Raw genomic sequence first — 18,249 nt, 5'->3', positions numbered from 1 at the left:
TTTTATTTATTACTAAATGAAGAAAATGATGAAATATAAAAGCATTCATATAGCTGTTGTCTTTGTACTGGGTACTTTATTGCTCACATCCTGCCTGAAGGATAATGTCAAAGATCTCGGAACAGAAGGTGATACATTCATTAAGTTCCTGGAAGCGCCTCAAAACGCGCTCTATTTTACTCCTTTTACTACCGTCGATACAATAGGCCTTTTCAGTGTGCGAAAAGACGCGAACAGTTCACAGAGCCTGAAAACGGCCACTGTTGTTAAGCTGACCAGTCTCCCGGAACTGATCGACACTTATAATACAACAAACAGCACAACTTTTGAAGCGTTGCCAGACAGTTTATACACACTGACAAATTCTTCTTTTGTAGCAAACAGCACAGGATATGATCTGACATTCAGCTCCGGCGATTTTGCCAGAGAGTTCTCTATTGCACTGGATGGTTCAAAGTGGGACGTAACGCATAAATATGCATTGGCATTCACATTATCAGTGACTGGTACCGGTATAACAGCATTGTCTGATCTTGATACTATCCTGGTATTTCTGAGCGTAAAGAACAAATATGACGGTACATATAGTTCAACAGGATATTTTTATCATCCGTCTTCACCGCGTGCGCTCAGCGCTACCAAAGATGTGAAAACTGCAGGATCTAATAGTATAACTGTTTCACTGGGGGACTTAGGTGGTTCAGGATATACGGCACTTATCACAGTAGATGATGCTACCAATGCTTTAACGATCACAGCCGCCGCAGGAGCTGGTGGAGCACCGTATACCATGTTCACCGATGGATTGCCAAGTACGAACCCTGGTTATACGGCAGGATGGAGCAGTTCTGCGCTATGTAATAATACATATGATCCGGCAACCGGCACTTTTTATGTAAGATATGGATACCTGGGAGGCACCGGATGGCGTGTTACCGAGGAAATTCTTACTAAGCAGTAGCCTGACAAATTATAATACTATCCCGGATCCCTAGTAGAATGAACGCTGTCTCACAAAAGGTGGGGCAGCGTTTTTAAGGAGTAAAGAAAAACTTATACCAGATGTTTAGTGCAATTATATAATTCACAATCCCACAGGTTGTCTTTAATAGTAAACCGGGTAACAGAAGTGTTTTTAAGATGCTCCGTAATAGTCAGGGAAGGGGCCAGTTTCCGTAGCAGATGGCGTATAAAACTACCATGACTCACAATCAGAATATGTTTTCCCGCATGCGCTTCCAGTAAATCGTCTATAAAAGCAAGCCCTCTGTCACAAACCGCTGCTTCTGTTTCCATGCCCAGTTCCAGTTGCCGCCAATCAGGTCCCCATTTAACGATCCTCTCTTCCTCAGAAGTGCCTTCTGTTTGCCCTCCGGATACTTCCCGCAGGCGTTCATCCTGGAAAAAATTGTCAATCTTCAAATGGGCAGCAATAATTTCACCGGTTTGTCTGGCGCGGGATAAGTGACTGCTATATACGAGGTCCCAGTGTTCGTCGGAGAGGCGCAAGCCTAATTTCCGGGCCTGAAGGATACCTTCTGCATCAAGGGGGATATCGGTGCTTCCCTGCATTCTACCTTCTTTGTTCCATGCGGTACTTCCATGACGGATAAGGGCAATACGTGTCATGAAGGCAAAGATAAGCAGGGGATTTCATGATTTATAGCCTAAAGTAGTTCGGCTTCACTGATAAGATTGTGTTTAAGCGCAAATACCACTACACCAGCGGTATTCCGGACATTCATTTTTTCAAGGATCCGGGTACGGTGACCTTCCACCGTACGTTTACTAAGGAAGATTTTATCTCCTATCTGCTGGGCAGTAAGCTGCTGGCATATCAGGCGGATGATCTCTGTTTCCCGTTCCGTAAAAGCAGGGACAGCATCTTTTGAAGGGTTGAAACGGCTTTTCACGATCATGGCGGCCAGTCTGGCAGAGGTCTGGCGGCAATAGAATATATTGTCCTGGTACACGCAGGTAATGGCTTCTATAATCTCCTGTTTATCTGCATTTTTCAGCAGGTAACCTTTAGCGCCCGCTTCCAGCATTTCCACTATCAGCTCCTCTTCATCAAACATGGACAAGGCGATGATCTTAGCGCTGGCATCTTTCTGTAATAAAGCACGGGTAGCGGTAATGCCATCCATTAATGGCATTTTCAGGTCCGTCATGATCACATCTGCTTCCACGGTATCCAGTAATTCGAGTAGTTCGCGGCCATTGCCTGCCTGTCCGACAAGCGCAATATTCGGTTGCCTGGAAAGCATTAATGCTAGTCCATCACGGAAAATTTCATGATCGTCAGCGATCACTAATCGGATGTCGTGATTCATGTAAGTTTAATCTTGGGGGTATGAAGTGGCTCTCAATAAATTATTGGCCATAAATATACATTATTCAACGGGTATTTTAATGAAATAGTTGGTCCCCTGGCCTGGTGTAGAGTCTATAGAGATAGAACCATTGAGGATATCCGTGCGTATGGCCAGGCTTTTCATTCCCAGTCCGGTAGATTCTGCCTTTACTTTTTTAACATCAAACCCTATCCCGTTTTCCTTTATCAGCACCAGGAAAAAACCGTTTTCCCGGCTCAGAACTATCTGCATCTGAGTGGCTTTCGCATGTTTCAGCGTATTATGAGTAATCTCCTGTATGATCCTGAAAACGTGGATTTCCCTGTTGGGGGGAATGTCAATATTACCGGATGTACGAAAATGAATATCCAGTAATTGTTTATCAGATATCTGTCTGATAAATTCATGCAGGGCTTCTGTTAATCCTTTACGCTCCAGGGTAGCTGGTAACAGGTTATGAGAGATCTGCCGCAGGCTTTGGATTACTTCATCAATATACTTCCCCGATTTTTCAATAATATGTTTATCCGGTTCGTCAGTAACATGAATACTATGGATATTCAGTTTGATAGTAGAGAGGAGAGGACCCATGCTATCGTGCAGATCTGCCGCCATCCGTTTGCGTTCATTTTCCAGGATAGTGATTTCTGCTACTATGCGTTCCCGTTGCAGCTGTATATACTTGCGGTGATACAGGATGATAGACACCACGAAAAATATGATGATGATAGCAATCAGCAATGAGATGAAGACAGTCGTATAGAATATTTTATCAATCATGGGGTATTAACGCTATCTGCTATGCATCAAAATGTTTGTTAAAGTAGTATTCTTCTTTAACCGGAATGTAGAGAACGGCTATAGCATAGATCAAATTTACGAAAGCATTGATAGAATTAAACATTGAAACGATCTTTAAAAGCAATGCTGAATTATCTGTCCCTACAAAGTATGAGGCTTCGTAGATAATCTGGTAGATAAAAAAGGTGATAAACCCCAGGCAGACAAGGAAACGGGAGTTTTTGAGGAGATTCTTGTTATCCCGCACAATCATAAAATTGATCTCATTAATACTGAGTAAGACTATTACGAAGGCGTATGACACCCTGAAAACAGGGCTAAATGATTCTATCTTATTGAAAATCAGGTTTTCTGTGATCCACACGGAGCTGATGCCGCTCACTAGTACAATAAACAAAACGCGCTTTCTTTTGAGGAAGCCCCATACATAAAACTGGTAGAGGATCACCATGGATTCTGCCAGTCCGTACAAATTGAACGGTGCGGCATTACTTGCATCCAGCACGCGGATACAGATAAAACCGATCGTTTCTGAAATAAAAGCCAGTGCCAGTAGTAAAAGAAAGGGCTGAAAGCTGGCAACAGTCCTGTTGAAGCGGATCAGCCCTATCAATAACGGTATAAGAACAGTCTGGCTTATCAGGAAAGCACTTATTGTATTCATTTATCTTGTGTAGTTTGACACATCGGAGGACAGCGTTGACCACTTTCCATGGCCTGGGCACCATCACGGGCAGTAGCGCTCGAAATACCCGGTACGCTTACAGCTCTTGGTCCCGGAACAAGGGTGGTAAGAATATCTCTGCCTTCAGCATCTGCCGGTAGTAATACAAACCTTACCTGTCCTTTTTCATCCCTGCCCAGATAAATACGCAGGTTTTTAGCGCCTTTGGCATTCAGCAGGGCAGCAATAGCATCCCGGTTAAACATCTCTGCATCCGGCAGGTTAAAGGCGCTGTCCAGGTAATTGCCCGGTATCTGGCGGCGCAGTTCTTTTTTCGCCTGTTGGAAACCATTCTTCAGTTGTTCAGCTTCTTGTATGGAAATTACGTGCCGGCTTGCTTTTACGGGGTCCAGGGGAATTTTATAATCCCGCTGGGGGGTACATTGTGTAAGGAACACAATAAGGAAGAGGGGTACGATAACATTGCGGTTCATAATAAATGATTGTGGTTTTATTGTTGAATAAGTGTGCAAATTAGCTGATATGGCCGGTATGGTGCCGGGTACTATTGCTGAAAAAATAGCGTATTTATACGTGAAATTAATTGATGCTGATTACAGTAATGTGTCTTATGCCGGGGCGATTGCCAATAAAGATAAGGAAAAAGGATATACAGCAGGGTAGTCCAGAAAAGGGGTAAAAAATAATCATCTGGTACTGGCAGGGGTAAACGGGCCGGTGTACTTTTGTGGGCTGAACAATGAACAGGAAAACGAATTTTAGTCCGGAACAACAACTGACAGACCTTGATGCAAGGCTGGTGTTGTCCCTGCAACGACTCAGTGATATGCTGAAAGCGATGCAGTGGGAACAGGCCAGGCTTTTAGGTATCACCCCTCTACAGTTACAGATCCTGCTTTTTGTAGGATATCATTCACCAACAGTAAACAAAGCCGCTCACATTGCAGCTGAATTACAGGTAAGCCGTCCTACTATCAGCGATGCCGTAGGCTCAATGGTAACAAAAGGACTGCTGGAAATGCATAACGATAAACGCGACCGTCGCAGCTTTTCGCTGGTATTAACTCCCACAGGAACAGAAATGTTGCAAAAGGCAGGAGAATATATGGGGCAGATAGAACATCTGCTGAATAATAAGCCTGCTCAGGAAAAAAAGCTCCTGTATCAGTCGGTATATTCAATTATCGCCGGATTAATAACACCTGATAAAGGTGGTGTACAGAGGATGTGTTATAACTGTGCACACTATAGTGGAAATAAGAAACGGCAGCATGAATGTCTGTTCCTGCAAAAGCGTTTATTATCTTCAGAGCTACAGCTGGATTGCATGTATCACTCTTCTCTATCTTAATATCTTCCCCAGTTTTTCCAATCCATTTAAGATCTCCTTCTCTTCCAGAGAAGCATAACCCACACGTATACCCATAGCGCCACGATGTGACGCATTATAATAACGTGCAGGATTCACAATGTTCATGCCGCCTGACTGTATCTTCTGTAATATCTCTGCCGGAGTGTTTACCAAAGGCAGTTCCAGCCAGATTGCCAGGCCACCTGAAGGTTTGGTAAAAGGAATAACACTGGCCGCCAGTTCCATCTTTTGCTGGTAAATGTTACGGCTATACTGCTGGTGTCTTCTGATATCTCCCGAAGCTAAAAGGCTGGCGATAGCCAGTTCCAGTATGTTATGTTCCTGTTGATGGGTCACTGAATAATAAGCTGCCAGAGAATGAATAAATGCAGCAGAACCGCAAACAAAACTCAATGGAAACTCATTACAGAGAGTGCCTATATAAATGACATTACCTGCCTGCTGCATTCCCGCCACAGGTAATATCCGTTCTTTATTAAAATGATATTCATGATCGTAATCATCTTCAATAATCATGAAATGATAAAGCTCACTCAAAACCAATAACTGTTTACGGCGTTCTGTCGAAAGCGTTACAGTCGTAGGGTACTGATGATGAGGAGTGATATACAGCGCTTTCAATGTCTGTTTCTTGCACAGCTCTTCCAGATGGTCGATACTGATCCCTGCATGATCTACAGGAATATGGTGAAGTTGTGCACCTGCCTGTGTAAAAGCATTCCAGGCTGGCTGGTAACCAGGATATTCCACCGCCACATGATCCCCCTGCCGTAATAAAGTCCGGGCTGTCAGATAAATGGCATCCTGGTGTCCGTGAGTAACACAAATGTTCGCCGTGGTCATAGCAAGGCCCCGGTCATTATTTAATATAACATTGATCTCCGTCAGTAATTTCTCGTTACCCCGTTCACTGCTATACTGATAAAGCTGTTGGTTGGAATATTGTTGCAGCAGGCGCCGGCATTCCCGGGTAATATCCGTGACGGGCATCAGCTTTACATCCGGCAGTCCGTCGTCGAACGTAATCTCAAAACCGCCCCTGGAATGGGGATGTGTCATTTTAAAATCAAAAACAGGAAAATCAATGTTGATGAGGGCCGGCTTTTCCAGTTGTTTTCCGGAAGGTATGGAATCACTTACCCTGGTCCCACTCTTATATTGAGAGGACAGCCATCCCTGTGCCGTGAGCTGTTCGTACACCGTAATAATGGTATTCCGGTTCACTTTCAGCTGCTGGGCCAGGATGCGGGTACCCGGTAGCAATACGCCCGGAAGTAGTCTTCCCCGTTGTATTTCATTGATAATGTACGTTTTGATCTGCTGGTAAATAGGCTCTCTGCTGTTAAAGGACAACTGCAAATGCGCATGTCTGAAACTCTTCATGGTTGGCTCACGAATATTATTTTATATACGTATAAATGTATTTTCTGGTTGTATATCAGCCAATTATTACACAAACATGGGATGAAGTATAAAATTTTATATTTTTACCATATGGATGCAGCAATGGTAGAAAAGGCGGCAAATGCTATAGCGGACAAGCACCGCTTATCTATACTGCTGGCAGCAGCGCAACAAACAGCTATTCAATGTTGTGCAATAACTGAGTTAACCGGGTTATCCCAGCCAACAGTTTCCCATCATATAAAGATCCTGGTCGATAGTGGGGTCCTTATCTATGATAAGACCGGCCGCACCGTACAATTGACCATCAATAAAGAGATGATGAAATATTTATCCGTCTTTTTTGGAAAATTGAGTTAATCCATTACCTTTGCATTAACCAAATGGTTAAATCAATTAGTTGCAATGGCACAAGAGAGAAATACAGAGGAACTGATTATTGAAGCGGCCAAGAAGATATTTGTTAAACGCGGGCTGGCTGGTGCACGTATGCAGGACATTGCAGACGAAGCCGGGATCAATAAAGCCATGTTGCACTATTACTACCGTAGTAAGGATAAACTATTTGAGATCGTATTTAATGAGGCAATAGGTAAGGTGTTAGGTCGCCTGAGTGCAGTACTCAACCAGCCGATGCCAATGCTGGAGAAAATTCCGGCTATTGTGGAGAGTTATATAGATGGTGTGATTGATGCGCCCTATCTGCCCATGTTTGTGCTGAATGAGATCAACCAGCAACCGGAAATGTTTATACAACGGCTGAAAACAATGGGGAACTTTCCTAATATATTGTTGTTTCTGAAGGAAATTGTAGAAGCAGGTAAACAGGGACAGATTAAAGAAGTGAGTCCTATACAACTGCTCCTGAATATCTTATCACTCTGCATTTTCCCCTTTGTAGCCCGGCCACTGGCACAGGGTATTTTTCAACTGGATAGTGTACAGTATAATATACTGATGGAAGACAGGAAAAAGGTGATAACAGAAGTAATTTTTGCATGGATTAAAGTATAGAATATTTTTTTGCCTGGTAATTAACCATATGGTTAGATTAAACAGTTAGTATTATGAGATATCTCGTTTGGATATGCCTGTTATATAGTACACAGGCATTGGCACAGGAACCACTTACCCTGGACAGGTGTTATGAACTGGCCACTAAAAACTACCCGCTTATCAAACAGCGGGAGTTAATTAACAAATCAGGGGCCTATTCTGTGGAGAATGCGGCGAAAGGATACCTGCCGCAGCTGTCTTTCTCCGGGCAGGCTACTTATCAGTCGGATGTAGTGCATTTTCCGCTGCCCGGTGTCCCTCAATTAAGTAAGGACCAGTATAAGGTACAGGCGGAGATCAGTCAGACCCTATACGATGGTGGCAGTATCCGCTATCAGAATGAACTAAGTAAAGCAGCTACCGCCACCCAGGAGCAACAGCTGGAAGTAAACCTTTATGCTGTCAAAGACAGGGTAAGCCAGTTATTCTTCGGTATTCTTTTATCAGAGGAACAACTGCGGCAGAATGATCTTCGCAGAACGGATATTGAAAGTGGGATCCATAAAATGCAGGGAGCGGTGGATAATGGTACCGCGCTGAGAAGCAGTGCAGATGAACTGAAAGCCGAATTGCTGAATGTAGAGCAGACAGGTACACAACTGACGGCTACTAAAAATGGATATATGCAGATGCTGGCCCTGTTCATCAATCAGCCTGTTACTACTTTAGTGAAGCCCGCTGCTATAAATATCCCTACAGATATCAAACGGCCGGAACTCAGTTTATATGCTCGTCAGCAACAAACTTATGAGATCCAGGAAAAACAGTTGAAGTCGAACTACCTGCCTAAAATAAGTGCGTTTGTGCAAGGTGGTTATGGACGACCTACCTATAATATTGTAGACAACAGTTTTGGTGTATTCGGTATGGGCGGCCTTCGTCTCAGCTGGTCTTTGAACAGCCTGTATACACTCCATAATAATAAGCAGACATTGCGTATCAATCGCCAGGACCTGGACGTACAAAAGGAAACATTCCTTTTTAATACCCGCTTAACGTTAACACAGCAGCAGGTGAATGCACAACAATACGACGATATGATCTCGCAGGATCAGCAGATCATTGCTTTGCGTACTTCTGTTAAAAACGCTGCCGTGGCACAGTTAGAAAACGGTGTCATCACCTCTCATGATTATATCAGTCAGGTGAACGCAGAGAACCAGGCAAGGCAAAACCTGGTATTACATGAAATCCAGTTGCTACAGATACAATACAACAGTAAAAACACTTCCGGTAATTAATCGCATATGAAACACACATTATCTATTATGCTCCTGCTCCTGGCTTCCTGTACGGGTAAAAAGGATGAAGGGGATGCCTCCGGTTATTTTGAAGCAGACGAAGTGATCGTGTCTGCACAACAGAACGGACAACTGCTTTCTTTTATAGTGAAAGAAGGGGATACTTTACATAAAGGAGCTGTGGTTGGGCAGATTGATGTAACAGGCATCACCCTGCAGAAAGAACAGGTAAAGGCATCCATTATGGCCTTGGGTGAAAAGACGACTGATGTGCAGCCACAACTGCTGCTGGTGAAGAAACAACTGGCTGTGCAGGAAGCGCAGATGAAACAACTGCTGCATGAACAACAAAGAACGGTGAACCTGGTGAAAGCAGATGCTGCTACACCTAAACAACTGGATGATATCAATGCACAGGTAGATCAGTTGCAGCAATCAATGAATGTTACAAGGCAGCAGTTAACGGTCAGCTCTACCAATGTAGCTACCCAGAACCGCAGTGTGCTGAGTGAGAAAACTCCGCTGGAAAAAGCCATGGCGCAATATGATGACCAGATCAGGAAAGGAGTGATCGTCAATCCTCTTTCAGGTACTGTGTTAGCCCGTTACGCCCTGGAAGGAGAAATGACAGCTACCGGTAAAGCATTGTATAAAATAGCTGACCTGGATACGCTGACATTAAAAGCCTATATCACGGGAGGGCAACTGCCACTGATTAAACTGGGGCAAACCGTACAGGTGACCACAGATACTAAAACATACAAAGGGGTGATCTACCAGGTAGCGGATAAATCGGAGTTTACTCCTAAAAGTATCCAGACAAAAGACGAACGCGCCAACCTGGTATACGCAATCAAAATAAGAGTACCGAATGATGGTTATCTTAAAATAGGGATGTATGCCACAACAAAGTTCTGACGCTGTTACGCTGAATAATATTACAAAAACATACGGGGAAACTGTTGCCGTAAAAGAGCTCTCTTTCTCTGTAAAACGTGGAGAACTGTTTGGATTGATAGGCCCCGACGGGGCAGGTAAATCTACGATCTTCCGCATCCTCACTACTTTATTACTGGCAGATTCTGGTGTGGCTACAGTAGATGGATATGATGTAGTAAAAGACTATAGGGAGATAAGAAAACGGGTGGGATATATGCCCGGTAAATTTTCTTTATACCAGGATTTAACGATAGAAGAAAATTTAGAGTTTTTTGCTACTTTATTTGGCACCACTGTCACAGAGAACTATTCACTGATAAAGGATATCTATGAACAGATAGCCCCTTTCAAAACAAGAAGGGCGGGCAAATTATCTGGTGGGATGAAACAGAAGCTGGCGCTCTGCTGCGCACTTATTCATCGCCCTGAAGTACTGTTCCTGGATGAACCTACTACTGGTGTAGATGCGGTGTCACGAAAGGAATTCTGGGAAATGCTGCAACGTTTAAAACAACAGGGTATCACTATCGTAGTCTCTACTCCTTATATGGACGAAGCAGATCTCTGTGAGAGAATTGCGTTGATGCAAAGCGGCAGTATTTTATCTATAGATACGCCCGCAGCTATTAAACAGGCTTACCCGGATGAGTTGTATGCGGTGAAATCCGGGAATATGCATCAGCTGCTAAAAGAGTTACGTGCCTATGGTAGCTGTTATGCCTTCGGGGAATACCTGCATGTATCAGGTATCAGCGAAAATGCACTAGCAGGTTATGTAAAGGAACATACGGATGTTGTCATAAAAAAAGTAGCACCCGGTGTTGAAGATTGTTTTATCAGATTACTCTTAAAGCATGAATGAAAAAGCAATTACCTGTAAAGGATTGACAAAACGATTCGGTGATTTTATCGCTGTAGACAATATCTCCTTTGAGGTGAACACTGGAGAGATATTCGGTTTCCTGGGTGCCAATGGCGCCGGTAAAACCACCGCCATGCGTATGCTCTGCGGATTATCTTTCCCGAGTTCAGGAGAAGCTACCGTAGCCGGTTACGATGTATTTACCAAACAGGAATCCATCAAGAAAAACATAGGATATATGAGCCAGAAATTCTCTCTCTACGAGAACCTGACCGTAAAAGAAAATATCCGTTTCTATGGTGGGATCTACGGATTAACAAATGCAGAGTTAAAAGAAAAAGGAGAGGGGCTGATCAATAAACTGGGTCTGCATAGTGAATCAAAGAAACTGGTAGGAGAACTGCCATTAGGCTGGAAACAAAAGCTGGCTTTCTCCGTCGCTATCATCCATCAGCCTAAAATAGTCTTCCTGGATGAACCTACCGGAGGCGTAGATCCTGTTACCCGCAGACAGTTCTGGGATTTAATATACGATGCTGCAGACAGTGGTATCACCATCTTCGTCACCACACATTACATGGATGAAGCAGAATACTGCAACCGTATTTCCATCATGGTAGATGGACGTATAGATGCATTGGATACACCTGCCAACCTGAAACAGCAATACAAGGCGGAGACAATGGACGAAGTATTTTATGCATTGGCAAGAGGCGCTAAACGTTCAGCCGATTAAACTAACACCCATGAAACAATTCCTGGTATTTGTCAGAAAAGAGTTTTACCACGTATTTAGAGACAGAAGAACATTGCTGATCCTGTTCGGATTACCTATCATGCAGATTTTGTTATTCGGTTATGCATTGACTACAGAGGTAAAGAATGCAAAAATCATCGTGGTAGATCAGGCAAAGGATGCTGCATCAGAACAACTGATAGCAAAGATCAATGCCAGTTCATACTTCGATATAGAACCGGGAGAAGATATGGAAGCGGCTTTCAAAAAAGGGAATATCCGCTGTGCAGTCGTGTTCCCGGCAGATTTTGAAAACGAAAAACGCATCCAGATTATCGCAGATGCATCTGATCCCAATACTGCCAAGACATTAACCAACTACTTAACATCTATCATACAGCCGCCGTCAGCACAGCCTTACCAGATAATACCGGTTACAAGAATGTTGTACAACCCTGCGCTGAACGGCTCCATGAACTTCGTACCTGGTGTAATAGCCCTGGTACTGATGATCATCTGTACCACACTAACATCCGTGTCCATCGTCCGTGAAAAGGAAAATGGCACCATGGAAATACTACTGGTATCTCCCTTTAATCCTACTTATGTAGTACTGGCAAAGGCGGTACCCTACCTCGTTTTATCATTAGTGGATTTCATCCTGATCATATTACTGAGTGTATTCGTTTTAGACGTACCCATCAGAGGTAGTCTGTTGTTATTATTTGCGGAAAGCACGTTGTTCATTATCAGTTGCCTTTCTTTGGGCCTTTTAATCTCTTCTGTGACACAATCTCAGCAAACAGCTATGCTGATATCGATGATGGGAATGATGCTGCCTACGATCCTCTTTACGGGCTTTATCTTCCCCCTGGAAAATATGCCCCTGCCTTTGCGGATCATCTCTTATTTCATTCCATCCCGCTGGTATTATTTCATTGTAAAAGCGGTGATGTTAAAAGGTCTGGGATTCTGGGCTGTCTGGAAACAAACACTGGTATTGGCAGGTATGACTGTCACACTGCTTACTATCAGTATTAAACGTTTTAAAATCCGTTTGGCATGAGAACATTAAGATTTCTGTTGGAGAAGGAGTTTAAACAGATCTTCCGGGATAAAGGTTTACTGCCTGTCATCTTTATCATGCCGGTGATCCAGTTGCTGATAATGCCACTGGCCGCTAATTTTGATGTAAAGAACATCAACCTGGCAGTCATAGATCATGATCATTCCAGTTATTCTCAACAATTACTGTCTAAAATAGGTTCTTCTGGATATTTTCATATCACAGGTAACGCTGCTTCTTTTCCCGAAGCGATGAAACAGATTGAAAGTGAAGAAGCAGATATCATCATAGAAATACCGGCAAATTTCGAAGAGCAGTTAATCAAGGAAGGAGCGGAACCCATTTACCTGGCAGCTGATGCTATCAATGGTACCAAAGCAGGATTAGGCAGCTCTTATCTCAATACCATCTTAGCAGATTTTAACAGTGAGATAAGAATGAAGTTACTCCCGCAGCAAGCAAATACCGGGATCGATATCCGTTCTTCGGATTGGTTCAACCCTTATCTGAATTACCGTATTTACATGGTACCGGGGATATTGGTGATACTGGTAACAATGGTATGTGGTTTTATTGCGGCATTAAATATTGTAAAAGAGAAAGAGGTAGGAACGATAGAGCAGATCAATGTAACACCTGTAAAAAAATGGGAGTTTATCATGGGAAAGATGATCCCTTTCTGGATTATCGGAATGATAGATTTTACGATAGGACTGCTGATAGCACGATTGGTATATGGTATCATCCCCGTAGGGAACTTATTCTTATTGTACGGCTTCCTGTCTGTCTACCTGGTAGCTTTGCTGGGCTTTGGACTATTGATATCTACTTACAGTGATACACAGCTACAGGCGATGTTTGTGGCGTTTTTCTTCATCATCATTTTTATCCTGATGAGCGGATTATTTATTTCTGTAGATAATATGCCGGTATGGGGGAAAGTAATAGCCAGGTTATCACCTGTCACCTATTTTATAGATGTAATGAGGATGATCATTCTAAAAGGCAGTGGGTTCAGTGATATCAAAATCCCCTTGCTGATAGAAATAGCATTTGCAGTAATACTGAATGGATGGGCAATATTTAACTACCGGAAAACAGCTTAACTCATCTTTTTAATTAATCGTCCGATCGTTTTAATACCATCTTCCACTGGTTTACTCCAGGGATTACCATAACTGATACGCAGGCAGTTGCCATATCTTTCCTGTAAAGAAAAGATGCGGCCGGGAGCAAAAGATATTTTATGTTTTAATGCCTGGTCATATAGTTCAAACGTATTGATCTTTTTGTTTAACTCTATCCAGAGTACAAAACCGCCCTGCGGACGGGTGATACAGATATCTTCCGGGAAGTAATCCGTTACTGCCTGTAAATGCCGTAAATATTGTGTATGCAGGGATTTACGTGTATTCCTCAGATGATGCTCGTAGCGGTCATTCTCTAAAAAATGAGCGATAGCAGCACCTGGCAAAGAAGCACAGGAAATAGAGCGGGTACGTTTCAATTGCAGTACTTTGTCTTTATAACGACCAGGGAGCGCCCACCCTACACGAAATCCCGGCGCCAGTGCTTTGGAGAAGGAATTACATAACAGTACCAGTCCGTTCTTATCAAACGTCTTACATACTGATGGTCTTTCTTTTCCAAAATACATATCTCCGTATATATCATCTTCTATCAGCGGAATATCATATTTCTCCAGTAGTCGTACCAGTTCCTGTTTATGTGAATCCGGCATACAGCCGCCTAATGGATTATTGAAATTAGTTACGAATACACAGGCTTTGACCTTAAAGCGCGGAATGGCTTTATCCAGGTATTCCAGGTCCACACCCGTAGCAGGATGAGTAGGAACTTCCAGTACTTTTAAGCCCAGGCTTTCTGCCAGTTGCAGGGTACCGAAATAGGCCGGACTTTCAATCGCGATGGTATCTCCCGGTTGTGTAGTTGCGGAGAGGCAGAGGTGCAGTGCATCTATACATCCTGAAGTGGTGATCACATCCTCTTCGGTCACGGCGCCACCCCATAGGATAGACATACGTGCTATCTGCCTGCGCAGGTGTTCATTACCCTGCGTGGATTCGTATCCAAGGCCTGCCCCATCTGTATTCCGCAGGGCCTGTATCATGGCTTTGGATAACTTGGCGGTAGGTAACAGGGATGCCAGTGGCACTGCAGAAGAAAACTTCAGTATTTCATTATTGGAAGCCTGCACAAACATTTTGGAGATCATATCATGCACGGTCACTTCTTCCGGCTTTTTAACCGCCTCACATTTCTGGGGCATCTCCGGCAGGCGACGTGCGCAAAAGATCACGTAATAGCCTGATTTAGGCCTGGATTCTATCAGTCCTTTCCCTTCCAGGTGATAATATGCCTGGAAGGCAGTACTCATGCTCACACCCTGTTCTTCACTCATGGTGCGTACAGAGGGCAGTTTATCTCCCGTTTTTAATACTTCTTTGGAAATCAGTAGTTCCAGCTTGTCAGCTATCTGAAGATAAAGATGTTCTGCTGTTTTTAACATAAGTAAAAAATTATCTGATCTGGTCAAAAATACAGAAAATGCATCTGTTTTTTGTAATTTAGTTGAATGATGGAAACATATACCCATATCATTCCTTCTCCCGTTGGCCCTTTAACCCTGCGTGGTACTGCCACTGCTATTAATGTATTGTCTTTTAAAGAAGGTATTATCCCCGAACAGGGCCCTCTCCCTGATATTTTCCGCCTTTGTACAGAAGAGCTGGAAGCATATTTCGCTGGTAGTCTGCGAGTCTTCACTTTTCCCATGGAACAAACAGGTACTGCGTTTCAACAAACAGTGTGGCAACAACTGACAGCCATTCCCTATGCACATACTATTTCTTATCTCACACTTGCAAAACGGATCAATAATCCCGGTAGTATCCGGGCCGTTGGTACTACCAATGGTAAGAACAACCTGGCCATTGTGGTCCCCTGTCATCGGGTAATTGGCAGTGATGGCTCTTTAACAGGTTATGGTGGTGGTATATGGAGAAAGAGATGGTTGCTGGAACATGAGATGAAACATAAATACGGGAGTAATCTGTTGTTCTAACATCTAAATCTGATCTGGTCGAAAAACACAAAACTGAATCTGTTTTATCTGCGTTAATTGTCCCAATTTTGAGGTCTTAAATCTGACCGCTTGTGAATCCTTTGCTTCAACATGATCTCACACACTTACAGCAGATAAAAAACTTTAATACTTCCTTCGTTTACAATACAACAATGAGTATATGAAAAAAGCATATGTAGCGTTAATAATAGTGAGTTTTTTCTGGGGTACCACTTACCTGGCATCCAGAATAGGTGTTCGGCATACGCATGGTTTAATGCTGGCGGGTATTCGTCAGACAACAGCAGGCCTCTTATTAACAGCTTTCTTTTTATTGAAAGGATTTAAGCTGCCTGATAAAATTGTCTTGTCACGTTTATTCGTGATCGGTGTAATGATGTTATGTCTTAGTAATGGCCTCATTACCTGGGCCATGCAATATATACCCAGTGGTTTATGTGCAATTATTGTTGCAACAGTGCCTATCTGGATCACCATTTTCAGTTACTTCCTGGTGGAGAGAAGCCGTTTGTCGCTTCTGCTGCTGGTGGGTATGCTGATAGGTTTCCTGGGAGTAGGTGGGATCTTCTATGATTACCTGGCCAGTCTGATGAACCCGGAATTCCGTTTGGGCATCATCCTTACATTAATCGCCTGCGTAAGCTGGGCATTAGGTTCGGTACTCACCACCCGCTGGGCGCTGAAGGTGAACTTTCTGTATGGAGCAGGTTTCCAGATGTTATTCAGTGGTATCGTGATGGTCATCACGGCATTACTGATGGGGCATCCGTTCCCTTCATCCGGTGAAGGCATCGAACTATGGGGCAGCCTGCTGTACCTGATCTTTATAGGATCTATACTGGGATATTCCGCGTACGTATTTGTGCTGAATAACCTGCCTCCATCACTGGCTTCCGTATACGCCTATATCAATCCGATAGTAGCCGTATTGCTGGGATGGCTTATCCTGAAAGAGCATATCAACTGGATCACAGCGGTTTCCAGTCTGGTTACACTAATAGGGGTATATATTGTAAAACTGGCAGTAAGCCGTAACAAACAAGTAGCATGAAAATCTTAACATATTCTCCGGAGTATTTGCCGGATTTTGAAAGATTGAACAAACACTGGATAAGAAAATACTTTACGCTGGAGCCTGTGGACGTGGATGTGCTGGAACATGCAGACAAGTATATTATCGATACAGGAGGTACTATCATCTTTGCAGCCATTGGTTCCAATATAGCCGGTACCGTAGCCCTGAAAAAAATAGACGACGAATCGGTGGAAATGACCAAGATGGCAGTAGATGAAGACTATCAGGGCAAAGGAGTAGGAAGGGAGCTGGCTAAACATATTATAGAACTGGCATGGGAGATGGGATTCAAAAAAGTTATCCTGTACTCCAATACCAAACTGGTACCTGCCATTAGTTTATATACTAGTCTGGGCTTCCGGGAGATTCCCCTGGAAGCGGAAAGGTATCAGCGGAGTAATATAAAAATGGAGATCTCTAGAGAAGAAGAGAACGTACATTATGCCGCTGCGGATGAATTATTAAAAATTGTGGAAGAAATTTTTCCGCTACTGCAACAAGTGCCTGAATCCGCTGCAGCAGAGCGTCCGGAGAGAGGTAAGTGGAGCGCAAAAGAGATCATTGGGCATCTGATTGACTCAGGAATTAATAATAACACTCGTTTTATAAGATCACAACAAATATCTTTGCTGGAAATACCTGGATATGATCAGGATTTTTGGACTAGGGGACAAGCATGGCAGCATATGGGCTGGCAGGATTTAATAAAACTTTGGGCGGTGTTTAATAAGCACCTGTCGATAACTATACGAACTATACCAGCGACTAAGCTCCAGAATAAGTGTAAGATAAGTGATCGCGAACCGGTAACATTATTGTTCCTGGTGACCGACTATGTGGTACATTTTAAACATCATCTTCAACAATTGAAAGTAATTACAAAAGATACGATTTAGATTTAGGTATGATGAACAAAGGTATTTACCGCCGTACATCTGGTTGACACCGTCTCCGGTTAATTCCGGAGGCGGTTATTTTTTTATATTTGTAGCATGGACATCAGACACAACCCCTGGACTATCCTCTCCAGTGATAAGAAATACGATAATAACTGGATCAGTGTTACAGAACATCAGGTACTGAACCCGGCTGGTGGTCCTGGGATATACGGAGTCGTACATTTCAAGAATGCAGCGGTTGGGGTAGTGGCCCTGGACGAAGCCCACAATATTTACCTGGTAGGGCAGTACCGTTTTCCCCTGGAACAGTTTAGCTGGGAAATTCCTGAAGGTGGTGGTCCCCTGGGAGAAGATACCCTGGATACTGCTAAAAGGGAGTTGTTGGAAGAAACCGGTCTGGTTGCCCAAAGCTGGCAGCCCATTGTCCGTATCCACCTTTCCAACTCCGTTTCTGATGAAGCCGGCGTGGTGTACCTGGCCCGTCAGCTGGAACAGCGTGCGGCTGAGCCGGAAGAAACCGAGCAGTTATTCATCAAAAAAATCCCTTTTGATACCGCTTACCAGATGGTAAAGGACCATGAAATCACGGACTCACTCTCTATTGCAGCCATCCAGAAGGTAAAACTGATGCTGCTGGAAGGAGAGATTTGATT

22 protein-coding genes are annotated in these 18,249 nt (G+C 43.5%); 15 read left to right on the top strand and 7 right to left on the bottom strand.

Features of this window, described 5'->3' with window-relative positions:
- Nucleotides 1–25: 25 nt before the first annotated feature.
- Nucleotides 26–961, top strand: a complete 936-nt coding sequence (locus BMW86_RS00230; RefSeq protein WP_177189114.1) for a BT_3987 domain-containing protein — start codon at nucleotides 26–28, stop codon at nucleotides 959–961.
- A 92-nt stretch (nucleotides 962–1,053) separates the two neighbouring features.
- Here the strand turns inward: BMW86_RS00230 and BMW86_RS00225 are convergent, their stop codons facing one another.
- From BMW86_RS00225 to BMW86_RS00205, 5 genes are read right to left on the bottom strand one after another with little or no spacing between them, the layout of a single operon-like run.
- Nucleotides 1,054–1,629, bottom strand: coding sequence for a histidine phosphatase family protein (locus tag BMW86_RS00225; RefSeq protein WP_089777814.1), 576 nt, complete (start codon nucleotides 1,627–1,629; stop codon nucleotides 1,054–1,056).
- A gap of 38 nt (nucleotides 1,630–1,667) precedes the next feature.
- Nucleotides 1,668–2,333 carry a response regulator transcription factor gene (locus BMW86_RS00220; protein WP_089777812.1) on the bottom strand — a complete coding sequence of 222 codons (666 nt, stop codon included), beginning with the start codon at nucleotides 2,331–2,333 and terminating at the stop codon, nucleotides 1,668–1,670.
- A 60-nt stretch (nucleotides 2,334–2,393) separates the two neighbouring features.
- Nucleotides 2,394–3,134, bottom strand: coding sequence for a sensor histidine kinase (locus BMW86_RS00215; RefSeq protein ID WP_089777810.1), 741 nt, complete (start codon nucleotides 3,132–3,134; stop codon nucleotides 2,394–2,396).
- Nucleotides 3,135–3,153: 19 nt separating this feature from the next.
- Nucleotides 3,154–3,819, bottom strand: a complete 666-nt coding sequence (locus BMW86_RS00210) for a hypothetical protein (RefSeq protein WP_089777808.1) — start codon at nucleotides 3,817–3,819, stop codon at nucleotides 3,154–3,156.
- Nucleotides 3,816–4,313: a hypothetical protein gene (locus BMW86_RS00205; protein ID WP_089777806.1), complete on the bottom strand. Its 498-nt coding sequence runs from the start codon at nucleotides 4,311–4,313 to the stop codon at nucleotides 3,816–3,818. Before BMW86_RS00205 ends, BMW86_RS00210 begins: the two co-directional genes overlap by 4 nt.
- Nucleotides 4,314–4,344: 31 nt before the next feature.
- On the opposite strand from BMW86_RS00205, the gene BMW86_RS32665 reads away from it, so the two are divergent.
- Together BMW86_RS32665 and BMW86_RS00200 are read left to right on the top strand one after the other, a co-directional pair.
- The gene (locus tag BMW86_RS32665; protein ID WP_177189113.1) at nucleotides 4,345–4,503 is read left to right on the top strand and encodes a hypothetical protein; all 159 of its coding nucleotides are present in this window, start codon (nucleotides 4,345–4,347) and stop codon (nucleotides 4,501–4,503) included.
- Between the two features lie 76 nt (nucleotides 4,504–4,579).
- Nucleotides 4,580–5,191: a MarR family winged helix-turn-helix transcriptional regulator gene (locus BMW86_RS00200; protein ID WP_089777804.1), complete on the top strand. Its 612-nt coding sequence runs from the start codon at nucleotides 4,580–4,582 to the stop codon at nucleotides 5,189–5,191.
- Here BMW86_RS00200 and BMW86_RS00195 read toward each other — a convergent pair.
- On the bottom strand, nucleotides 5,183–6,595 hold the full coding sequence (locus BMW86_RS00195) for an aminotransferase-like domain-containing protein (protein WP_089777802.1): 1,413 nt from the start codon (nucleotides 6,593–6,595) through the stop codon (nucleotides 5,183–5,185). The genes BMW86_RS00200 and BMW86_RS00195 overlap by 9 nt on opposite strands.
- Before the next feature lie 81 nt (nucleotides 6,596–6,676).
- Between BMW86_RS00195 and BMW86_RS00190 the strand changes: the two genes are divergently transcribed.
- Genes BMW86_RS00190 through BMW86_RS00155 form a run of 8 tightly spaced genes read left to right on the top strand, consistent with a single transcriptional unit; the run spans nucleotide 6,677 to nucleotide 13,622 of the window.
- A complete protein-coding gene (locus BMW86_RS00190; RefSeq protein WP_255372815.1) occupies nucleotides 6,677–6,976 on the top strand; it encodes an ArsR/SmtB family transcription factor in 300 nt (99 codons plus the stop codon).
- Nucleotides 6,977–7,021: 45 nt separating this feature from the next.
- On the top strand, nucleotides 7,022–7,630 hold the full coding sequence (locus tag BMW86_RS00185; protein WP_089777800.1) for a TetR/AcrR family transcriptional regulator: 609 nt from the start codon (nucleotides 7,022–7,024) through the stop codon (nucleotides 7,628–7,630).
- A 53-nt stretch (nucleotides 7,631–7,683) separates the two neighbouring features.
- Nucleotides 7,684–8,913 (top strand): TolC family protein, encoded by a 1,230-nt coding sequence (locus BMW86_RS00180; protein ID WP_089777797.1) that lies wholly within the window; start codon nucleotides 7,684–7,686, stop codon nucleotides 8,911–8,913.
- A gap of 6 nt (nucleotides 8,914–8,919) precedes the next feature.
- Nucleotides 8,920–9,831 carry an HlyD family secretion protein gene (locus BMW86_RS00175; protein WP_089777796.1) on the top strand — a complete coding sequence of 304 codons (912 nt, stop codon included), beginning with the start codon at nucleotides 8,920–8,922 and terminating at the stop codon, nucleotides 9,829–9,831.
- On the top strand, nucleotides 9,812–10,714 hold the full coding sequence (locus BMW86_RS00170) for an ABC transporter ATP-binding protein (protein ID WP_089777794.1): 903 nt from the start codon (nucleotides 9,812–9,814) through the stop codon (nucleotides 10,712–10,714). The genes BMW86_RS00175 and BMW86_RS00170 overlap by 20 nt, the downstream gene beginning before the upstream one ends.
- Nucleotides 10,707–11,450, top strand: coding sequence for an ABC transporter ATP-binding protein (locus BMW86_RS00165; RefSeq protein ID WP_089777792.1), 744 nt, complete (start codon nucleotides 10,707–10,709; stop codon nucleotides 11,448–11,450). The genes BMW86_RS00170 and BMW86_RS00165 overlap by 8 nt, the downstream gene beginning before the upstream one ends.
- Before the next feature lie 10 nt (nucleotides 11,451–11,460).
- Nucleotides 11,461–12,516: an ABC transporter permease gene (locus BMW86_RS00160; RefSeq protein ID WP_089777790.1), complete on the top strand. Its 1,056-nt coding sequence runs from the start codon at nucleotides 11,461–11,463 to the stop codon at nucleotides 12,514–12,516.
- A complete protein-coding gene (locus BMW86_RS00155; RefSeq protein WP_089777788.1) occupies nucleotides 12,513–13,622 on the top strand; it encodes an ABC transporter permease in 1,110 nt (369 codons plus the stop codon). Before BMW86_RS00160 ends, BMW86_RS00155 begins: the two co-directional genes overlap by 4 nt.
- Here BMW86_RS00155 and BMW86_RS00150 read toward each other — a convergent pair.
- Nucleotides 13,619–15,046 (bottom strand): aminotransferase-like domain-containing protein, encoded by a 1,428-nt coding sequence (locus tag BMW86_RS00150; RefSeq protein ID WP_089777786.1) that lies wholly within the window; start codon nucleotides 15,044–15,046, stop codon nucleotides 13,619–13,621. The genes BMW86_RS00155 and BMW86_RS00150 overlap by 4 nt on opposite strands.
- Nucleotides 15,047–15,112: 66 nt before the next feature.
- Here BMW86_RS00150 and BMW86_RS00145 point away from each other — a divergent pair, with 66 nt between their 5' ends.
- The 4 genes from BMW86_RS00145 (at nucleotide 15,113) to BMW86_RS00130 (ending at nucleotide 18,247) form a co-directional block, all read left to right on the top strand.
- On the top strand, nucleotides 15,113–15,601 hold the full coding sequence (locus BMW86_RS00145) for a methylated-DNA--[protein]-cysteine S-methyltransferase (protein ID WP_089777784.1): 489 nt from the start codon (nucleotides 15,113–15,115) through the stop codon (nucleotides 15,599–15,601).
- 181 nt (nucleotides 15,602–15,782) lie between these two features.
- A complete protein-coding gene (locus tag BMW86_RS00140) occupies nucleotides 15,783–16,673 on the top strand; it encodes an EamA family transporter (RefSeq protein WP_089777782.1) in 891 nt (296 codons plus the stop codon).
- On the top strand, nucleotides 16,670–17,593 hold the full coding sequence (locus BMW86_RS00135; RefSeq protein WP_089777781.1) for a GNAT family N-acetyltransferase: 924 nt from the start codon (nucleotides 16,670–16,672) through the stop codon (nucleotides 17,591–17,593). The genes BMW86_RS00140 and BMW86_RS00135 overlap by 4 nt, the downstream gene beginning before the upstream one ends.
- A gap of 96 nt (nucleotides 17,594–17,689) precedes the next feature.
- Entirely contained in the window at nucleotides 17,690–18,247 is a 558-nt protein-coding gene (locus BMW86_RS00130) for an NUDIX domain-containing protein (RefSeq protein WP_089777779.1), read from the top strand.
- The last annotated feature ends 2 nt before the right edge of the window (nucleotides 18,248–18,249 follow it).

The organism is Chitinophaga sp. YR573 (assembly GCF_900110995.1).
GTDB lineage: Bacteria > Bacteroidota > Bacteroidia > Chitinophagales > Chitinophagaceae > Chitinophaga.
Note: the sequence above shows the minus strand (reverse complement) of the source record. Positions and strands in the feature narration are given on the sequence as shown.

Bases quoted from the DNA above. Each gene is read 5' to 3' on its own strand.
- BMW86_RS00205 (WP_089777806.1), bottom strand. From the start codon at position 4,313: ATGAACCGCAATGTTATCGTACCCCTCTTCCTTATTGTGTTCCTTACA.
- BMW86_RS00180 (WP_089777797.1), top strand. From the start codon at position 7,684: ATGAGATATCTCGTTTGGATATGCCTGTTATATAGTACACAGGCATTG.
- BMW86_RS00135 (WP_089777781.1), top strand. From the start codon at position 16,670: ATGAAAATCTTAACATATTCTCCGGAGTATTTGCCGGATTTTGAAAGA.
- BMW86_RS00140 (WP_089777782.1), top strand. From the start codon at position 15,783: ATGAAAAAAGCATATGTAGCGTTAATAATAGTGAGTTTTTTCTGGGGT.
- BMW86_RS00215 (WP_089777810.1), bottom strand. From the start codon at position 3,134: ATGATTGATAAAATATTCTATACGACTGTCTTCATCTCATTGCTGATT.
- BMW86_RS00175 (WP_089777796.1), top strand. From the start codon at position 8,920: ATGAAACACACATTATCTATTATGCTCCTGCTCCTGGCTTCCTGTACG.
- BMW86_RS00230 (WP_177189114.1), top strand. From the start codon at position 26: ATGATGAAATATAAAAGCATTCATATAGCTGTTGTCTTTGTACTGGGT.
- BMW86_RS00225 (WP_089777814.1), bottom strand. From the start codon at position 1,629: ATGACACGTATTGCCCTTATCCGTCATGGAAGTACCGCATGGAACAAA.
- BMW86_RS00130 (WP_089777779.1), top strand. From the start codon at position 17,690: ATGGACATCAGACACAACCCCTGGACTATCCTCTCCAGTGATAAGAAA.
- BMW86_RS00185 (WP_089777800.1), top strand. From the start codon at position 7,022: ATGGCACAAGAGAGAAATACAGAGGAACTGATTATTGAAGCGGCCAAG.
- BMW86_RS00200 (WP_089777804.1), top strand. From the start codon at position 4,580: ATGAACAGGAAAACGAATTTTAGTCCGGAACAACAACTGACAGACCTT.
- BMW86_RS00170 (WP_089777794.1), top strand. From the start codon at position 9,812: ATGCCACAACAAAGTTCTGACGCTGTTACGCTGAATAATATTACAAAA.
- BMW86_RS00220 (WP_089777812.1), bottom strand. From the start codon at position 2,333: ATGAATCACGACATCCGATTAGTGATCGCTGACGATCATGAAATTTTC.
- BMW86_RS00160 (WP_089777790.1), top strand. From the start codon at position 11,461: ATGAAACAATTCCTGGTATTTGTCAGAAAAGAGTTTTACCACGTATTT.
- BMW86_RS00145 (WP_089777784.1), top strand. From the start codon at position 15,113: ATGATGGAAACATATACCCATATCATTCCTTCTCCCGTTGGCCCTTTA.
- BMW86_RS00150 (WP_089777786.1), bottom strand. From the start codon at position 15,046: ATGTTAAAAACAGCAGAACATCTTTATCTTCAGATAGCTGACAAGCTG.
- BMW86_RS00190 (WP_255372815.1), top strand. From the start codon at position 6,677: ATGAAGTATAAAATTTTATATTTTTACCATATGGATGCAGCAATGGTA.
- BMW86_RS00195 (WP_089777802.1), bottom strand. From the start codon at position 6,595: ATGAAGAGTTTCAGACATGCGCATTTGCAGTTGTCCTTTAACAGCAGA.
- BMW86_RS00155 (WP_089777788.1), top strand. From the start codon at position 12,513: ATGAGAACATTAAGATTTCTGTTGGAGAAGGAGTTTAAACAGATCTTC.
- BMW86_RS00165 (WP_089777792.1), top strand. From the start codon at position 10,707: ATGAATGAAAAAGCAATTACCTGTAAAGGATTGACAAAACGATTCGGT.
- BMW86_RS00210 (WP_089777808.1), bottom strand. From the start codon at position 3,819: ATGAATACAATAAGTGCTTTCCTGATAAGCCAGACTGTTCTTATACCG.